Below are 5850 nucleotides of genomic sequence, written 5' to 3'. Positions count from 1 at the left end.
ACGGCCTACATCAGCCCTGGCTCGCCGTGGGAGAACGGATATGTCGAGAGCTTCAACGCACAGATACGCAACGAGCTGCTGAATGGCGAGATTTTTTACACGCTCAAGGAGGCGCAGATCATGATCGAGGGCTGGCGACGGCACTACAATACGGTTCGGCCGCATGGCGCATTGGGCTACCGGCCGCCCGCGCCAGAGGTGTTCGTGCCAGCTATAGCCGCTTGGCCGGCTGCACCGGCCAAGCTCGCCGTGGTCCAGCGACCGACACTGCACTAACTTTGACCTTGGACCACCTCGTGGGGGCCGATCACCCCCTATCGACCCAACCCAGTCGCCCCGGGGCCGTCGAGCGCTTCCGATTAGCGGCCGATCCGAGGTCGACCCATAGCCAAGCTTTTGGCGATCCTGGACCGTTCGGCCCCGTAGGCAGGCGCCACCATCGGGTAGTCGCTTGGCAGGCCCCACTTAGCTCGGTACGTTTCCGGCGTCAGGCCACACGCCGTCAGATGCCGCTTGATCGTCTTGTACGGCTTGCCGTCCTCGAAGCTGATTAACGCCTCGTGCCTAATCGACGCTCGGATCTGGGTCGGTGTAACCCTTCTGCTTCCCGACACAGCCGACTGATCGGAAGTTTGAAGACCGGTGAAGGCCGCAGCCATCGCCGTAATCAGTGCAGGCACCTCCAAGGCTGCGACGCGATTGTGCGACACATACGCCGCCACTAAGTTAGCGGTCATCTCGCCGCAATCGAGGTGGCTGTTTCCTGCAAAGACTGCGTCAGTATCCATCGGTATGTTCACTCCCGTACGTTCGCGTCGTGAATTGACTATACGCGCGGGAGAAAAGATTCGAACGTTAAACTTCATCCATGAATAGTGAGATTATTTAAAATACAATCATTTAAGATGAGGTCATGATCTTTCACAAATACTATTGCTTGAAATCGCAGACGAAAGAGTGCTGAGGGCCACGAAGATTGTCGCTTGGATGACATTGCGATGATTGCTGTCCAACGCAGGGTGCCGTAGCGCGCATGTCGCGAGCGCGGGGGGGGCTTCGAGTGCTTTCTGGGGCGTCATGGGTCGCACCAGCTTTATCCCGGCCGACTGCCGGGAAGCGGCGGCGCGCGAGATCGATCTGTCATATCCGGATGATTTCCCACCCGAGTCCGGAGCGTGAATATGCCCGACCTTCTTCGATAATGTTCGAGACCCGACGCGCGCACGGATTCAAATGCACTCAATATGAGATCGACTCCGAATAAATCATTCCTAGAAGTCGACAATCTTAAAATTTGAAAACGTTAGATTTTTAGTAATATGCGGCGGACCATATGATCTGATCGGGATTAGTCGGTCTAGGGCATATCCATGCTGCGCAGTTCGAAAATCATCATCAAGGCTATCGTGCCGCTCGCCTTAATGGCGTTCATTGCCGCGGGATTGATGGTCTATGCGATTACATGCCTCGACGCACTTGCCAAGCAAACCCGCACGATCGTCGACCTGCAAGCTGTTCGGCTCGAAAGGATCCTGAGCTTGCGATCCCATGTCAACGAACTCGCCATTCAGTCACGCAATCTCATCCTTGAGACCCGTGAGGCGGAGATGGCCGCCTACAAGGCTCGCTACGACGCCACGTTGAAGGCTACTAAAGAGGCCACCGAAACCCTGATCTCCTTGGCCGACACACCAGAGCGCAAAGCCGCCAATCAGACGCTCAAGACCATCCTGGAGGAGTTCTATGCCGCGCAGGATCGGGCAACCGCTCTCGGCCTGAAGAACGACAACGACGGCGCGACCAAGGCTCTCCTGATCGACGCTGCGGCTTCGCGCAAAAAGATGCGCGAGTTCGTGCAGGAACGGGTCGATGTCCTCAACGCCGAGCTGCGGCAGGCGCGCGACGATGCCGAGCAGGCGGTGAGCACCGCCAGGATCGTGCTGATCGGCGCCTCCGCGGCCGGCCTCGTCGGCGCCGCCCTGCTGTCCGCCCTGATCGTGATCTTCGGCATCACCCGCCCGCTGGGCAGCCTGGTGGGGGTGCTACAGCGGATGGCCCACGGCGAGGTCGATGCCGAGATCCGCGAGGCCACCCGCGGCGACGAGATCGGCGCCGTCGGCCAGGCGGTCGAGGGCATCAAGGCCATGGTCGCCCGCAAGGCCGCCGAGGAGGCCGAGGTGAAACGCCGCGCCGACGCGGCCGCGGCTGCCGAGCGCAAGCGCACCATGATCGAGCTTGCCGACGGCTTCGAGCGCGCCGTCGGCGGGATCGTCGGCTTGGTCTCGTCCTCGGCCACCGAGCTCCAGGCCACCGCCCAGCAGATGACCGCCACCGCCGAGGAGACCGCTGCGCAATCGACCAGCGTGGCCGCGGCCGCCGAGGAGGCGTCGACCAACGTCAACACGGTCGCGGCCGCGGCCGAGGAGCTCGGCTCCTCCGTGCAGGAGATCGGCCGGCAGGTGACCGGCTCGGCCCACCTCGCCCAGGCCGCGGTCGGCGAAGCCGACCAGACCGCCCACCTCGTCCAGGCGCTCAGTCAGAACGCCGCGCGGATCGGCGACATGGTCGGGATGATCTCGGGGATCGCCGCCCAGACCAACCTGCTGGCGCTCAACGCCACGATCGAGGCGGCGCGGGCGGGTGCCGCGGGTCGGGGTTTCGCGGTCGTGGCCACCGAGGTGAAGGCGCTCGCCGACCAGACTGCCAAAACGACGGAAGAGATCAGCCGTCAGATCGGCGAGGTCCAGGGTGTGACCGCGCAGGCGGTGACGGCGATCGGCGGGATCACCGGGCGGATCCGGGAGATCGACAGCGTGGCGACGTCGATCGCGGCGGCCGTCGAGGAGCAGGGTGCGGCGACACAGGAGATCGTGCGCAACGTGGCGCAGGCCTCGGCGGGGACGAACGAAGTGACGGGCAACATCGCCGGCGTGGCGCAGGCTTCGGAGGAGACGGGGGCTGCGGCCTCGCAGGTCCTGTCGGCGGCCTCGGAGCTGTCGCGGCAATCCGAGCATCTCGGTGCCGAGGTCGCCCGCTTCCTCGCCACCGTCCGCGCCGCCTGAGATGGCTATGGTCGAGATCCTCGCCCTCCCGGTCCGGCCTCACGGCACGCACCAGTTCGACCGACTGCACGCGGACTTAGCCGCCGCGCACGAACGTGGCGCGGATCTCGGCCCCCGAGCCCCTCACATCCAAGCAGGTGGCGACAGGCTGCTCGAACTGACTTGCGCCTTGGAACGCGCGATCGAGGATCTGGATCTCACGTTGATCAAGCTCGGTCTCCGGGATCCGGACATGCGTGAAGCCCTGCGAGACTTCGTCATCAAGACCGAGAGCCTCGCCAACACGGCGCAGAGCTTCGCTCACACCGTGCACGGCCTCGCCGGCCTAGCGCAGCGGTACCCAGCGACCCTCTGACTGCGCTCACGACTTCGGGCCGGACGTAAGACCGGCCCCAGCATCAGATGGAGGCCGGCTTGGGCAGGCTGTTGTTGATCTCCGACGACCTGGCCCGGACCGGTCGCCTTGCGCGTTCCCTCGGCCCGACCCGGCGCTGTACCGTCCAGGACCTGTACGATGACAGCCTGCCGTCGGTGCAGCCGGATCTGATCGTCGGCGACGTCGCTCAGCTTACCTCCGAGGCGATCGCGCGCCTGCAGCGGATGCTAGAGCCGCTGCGCGCGGCCGGCGCCCCTTTCCTGTTCCTGACCCACGGTAACGCCGCTCGCGCCGAAGCCCAGGCTCGACTCCTCGCTCCGACCGACATCCTCCCGGCCCTGACCATGCTTGAGCGCCTGCTGGCTCGGATCGACCGCCTTCTGGAGTTCGGTGGCTCCGCCGTCGCTGCCCGGATGGCGGACGAGGCCCGGCAGTTCTTCGACAGGACCTTCTTCTCCGGCCAGATGGTCACGCCCGAGCTCGCGAGCACCGGCACCGGCCTGATCGCCCGAGCCGTGCAGCATTGTGGCCTCCGCGAGTGGATCGGGGCGGTACAGCGCTTCGACGAGGCCACGCACCGGCACTGCCTGATCGTCACTGGTCTCGCCGCCGCGTTCGCGGCGAAGCTCGGGTTTGCCGATCTGGACAGCTACCGCCTGACCAAGGCGGCGCTGCTGCACGACGTCGGCAAAACCCGGATCTCGACCGCGATCCTGAACAAGCCCGGGCGGCTCACCGACGAAGAGATGACGGTGATGCGGACGCACGCGGCGCTGGGCTACGACATGCTGGTGGATAGCGGCTTCTCGCGGGAGATGCTGCAGGTGGTCCGCTCGCATCACGAGATGCTCGATGGCTCCGGCTACCCGGACGGGCTGCGGGCACCTGAGATCTCGGACCTCGTCCGGCTGGTAACGATCTGCGACATTTACGGCGCGCTGATCGAGCGGCGGCCGTACCGGGCACCGATGCCGGGAAGGCAGGCCTACGGGATCGTGCAGTCTATGACAGGCCGGCTCGACCCTGATCTGGTCACGGCGTTCCGCCCAGTGATGACCACGTTTGATCCGGCCGGCACTGCTGCGGCTTAGGGTCGGAATTGGGTGGGACCGCGACGTCCGCTCCGATGCGCTTGCTGTTCCAGAGCGGACCGCCGGCTTTCCACCCTTTCCGGTCATTCCGCGACCGACCCACTCGGGCCGTACAGATCGGCATTGACGCTTCCCGAAAGCCGCCATTCATCGACAGCCCGGCGACGTCAGTTCGGGGAAGGCGGACTTGCCAGGGTACGCCCGTAGGTGACGAGCCGCCACAAACCACGGTCATCGCCCTGGGCGAATAAATAGCGCATAAGGGATCATCACTGGCTTCGGACCCGGCCGTCAGTGCCTGAGAGCGGTGAGCGCTCCCGGCCTGATCATACGGAGCACGGTTTTGGCTAACAGCAGGCCTTTAGCCATCCTCATCGCGGAGGCTGATGAGGTCGTCCGTATGGTCACGGCCGACATGCTGGAAGACGTCGGCTTCCAGACCATAGAGGTCCGCACAGCCGCCGAGGCGCTGGCGGTTCTCGAAGGACCGATGCCTGTGAGCATGCTGATCACTGGACGCGGCATCGTGGGCGATGGTGTTGCCCTTGCCCACCTCGTTCATCACCGTTGGCCCACTGTCGGCATTATCGTCACCTCGGGAGCCGGATCAGATCTCCGAGAGGAGTTGCCGCCGGGCACGCGACTGCTCAGCAAGCCCTACGACTTTGCAGACCTCATCCATGAGGTGGAAGCCGGCCTCGCACAGGTACAGGACGAGCCCTCAGGCGCTCCCGTGCTCCCGAGCGGCGTGCCGCCCCATACCGGGACGGAGATGGGCAGCGGGATGGGCGTTGTCGCAGCTCCCACGACCGAGCCGGACAAAACGTAGCCCCGGCCGTCAGGCCGGCTAAGTCTGAACACATTCGGCTTGGCTGCCACAATGTCGGTGCGGGCGGCGAGTGGGCGGGACGGCGATATCCTCTTTGACGACTTTCAGAACCTGAGCTGACTGAAATCTACCCAGAGGGGTCCTCCCGCGACCGACCCAGGCCGTGTTAAAACGCCGAGAATCGGCTTTGTGCTGGGGTGCCGCCCAATTTTGCGAGAATAGGCGCTCCACCGTTTGGATCGACCCTTTGTGGTCGCGCATCCGTTTGAGTTGAAGGCGCTGCTGGACGGCTTTTCAGCCCCTCGGTGAACGATCAAAGGCCTTCACTCAGGCGGGGATCGCTGCCAAGAGCTTCCGGCTTCCCATGATGTTGAGAACCCGCGTCAGATTGTAGGCCAGGACCTGGAGTGCCATCTCGGTCGAGACGCGCGGCAAGGTCTTGGTCAAGAAGTGCGTCGCCCCCATCCGTGCCTTCAGCGTGCCGAAGGGGTG

The 5850-nt window shown here is 64.3% G+C and carries 6 protein-coding genes and 1 pseudogene; 5 read left to right on the top strand and 2 right to left on the bottom strand.

What is annotated here, in order from left to right; all coding sequences use genetic code 11:
- On the top strand, window positions 1-276 hold a 276-nt coding region (locus BM419_RS31270; protein WP_139257191.1), incomplete at its 5' end, for an integrase core domain-containing protein.
- Window positions 277-359: 83 nt separating this feature from the next.
- Here the strand turns inward: BM419_RS31270 and BM419_RS31265 are convergent.
- Window positions 360-788 (bottom strand): Ros/MucR family transcriptional regulator, encoded by a 429-nt coding sequence (locus tag BM419_RS31265; RefSeq protein ID WP_244540941.1) that lies wholly within the window; start codon window positions 786-788, stop codon window positions 360-362.
- A gap of 582 nt (window positions 789-1370) precedes the next feature.
- Here BM419_RS31265 and BM419_RS31260 point away from each other — a divergent pair.
- The 4 genes from BM419_RS31260 (at window position 1371) to BM419_RS31245 (ending at window position 5358) form a co-directional block, all read left to right on the top strand.
- Window positions 1371-3062 (top strand): methyl-accepting chemotaxis protein, encoded by a 1692-nt coding sequence (locus tag BM419_RS31260; protein WP_091928742.1) that lies wholly within the window; start codon window positions 1371-1373, stop codon window positions 3060-3062.
- 7 nt (window positions 3063-3069) lie between these two features.
- Window positions 3070-3417 carry a hypothetical protein gene (locus BM419_RS31255; RefSeq protein WP_020095770.1) on the top strand — a complete coding sequence of 116 codons (348 nt, stop codon included), beginning with the start codon at window positions 3070-3072 and terminating at the stop codon, window positions 3415-3417.
- Window positions 3418-3476: 59 nt separating this feature from the next.
- Entirely contained in the window at window positions 3477-4529 is a 1053-nt protein-coding gene (locus BM419_RS31250; RefSeq protein WP_244540940.1) for an HD-GYP domain-containing protein, read from the top strand.
- A 343-nt stretch (window positions 4530-4872) separates the two neighbouring features.
- Complete coding sequence (locus BM419_RS31245) at window positions 4873-5358, top strand: response regulator (RefSeq protein WP_020095768.1); 486 nt, start codon at window positions 4873-4875, stop codon at window positions 5356-5358.
- 327 nt (window positions 5359-5685) lie between these two features.
- Here the strand turns inward: BM419_RS31245 and BM419_RS31835 are convergent.
- A pseudogene (locus BM419_RS31835) lies at window positions 5686-5850 on the bottom strand (IS5/IS1182 family transposase); the annotation flags it as partial.

This window comes from Methylobacterium sp. yr668 (genome assembly GCF_900116245.1).
Lineage (GTDB): Bacteria > Pseudomonadota > Alphaproteobacteria > Rhizobiales > Beijerinckiaceae > Methylobacterium.
This window is presented reverse-complemented; position numbering and strand designations above follow the sequence as displayed.

Excerpts from the sequence above, each read along its gene's own strand:
- BM419_RS31265 (WP_244540941.1), bottom strand. The coding sequence starts at position 788 with ATGGATACTGACGCAGTCTTTGCAGGAAACAGCCACCTCGATTGCGGC.
- BM419_RS31255 (WP_020095770.1), top strand. The coding sequence starts at position 3,070 with ATGGTCGAGATCCTCGCCCTCCCGGTCCGGCCTCACGGCACGCACCAG.
- BM419_RS31260 (WP_091928742.1), top strand. The coding sequence starts at position 1,371 with ATGCTGCGCAGTTCGAAAATCATCATCAAGGCTATCGTGCCGCTCGCC.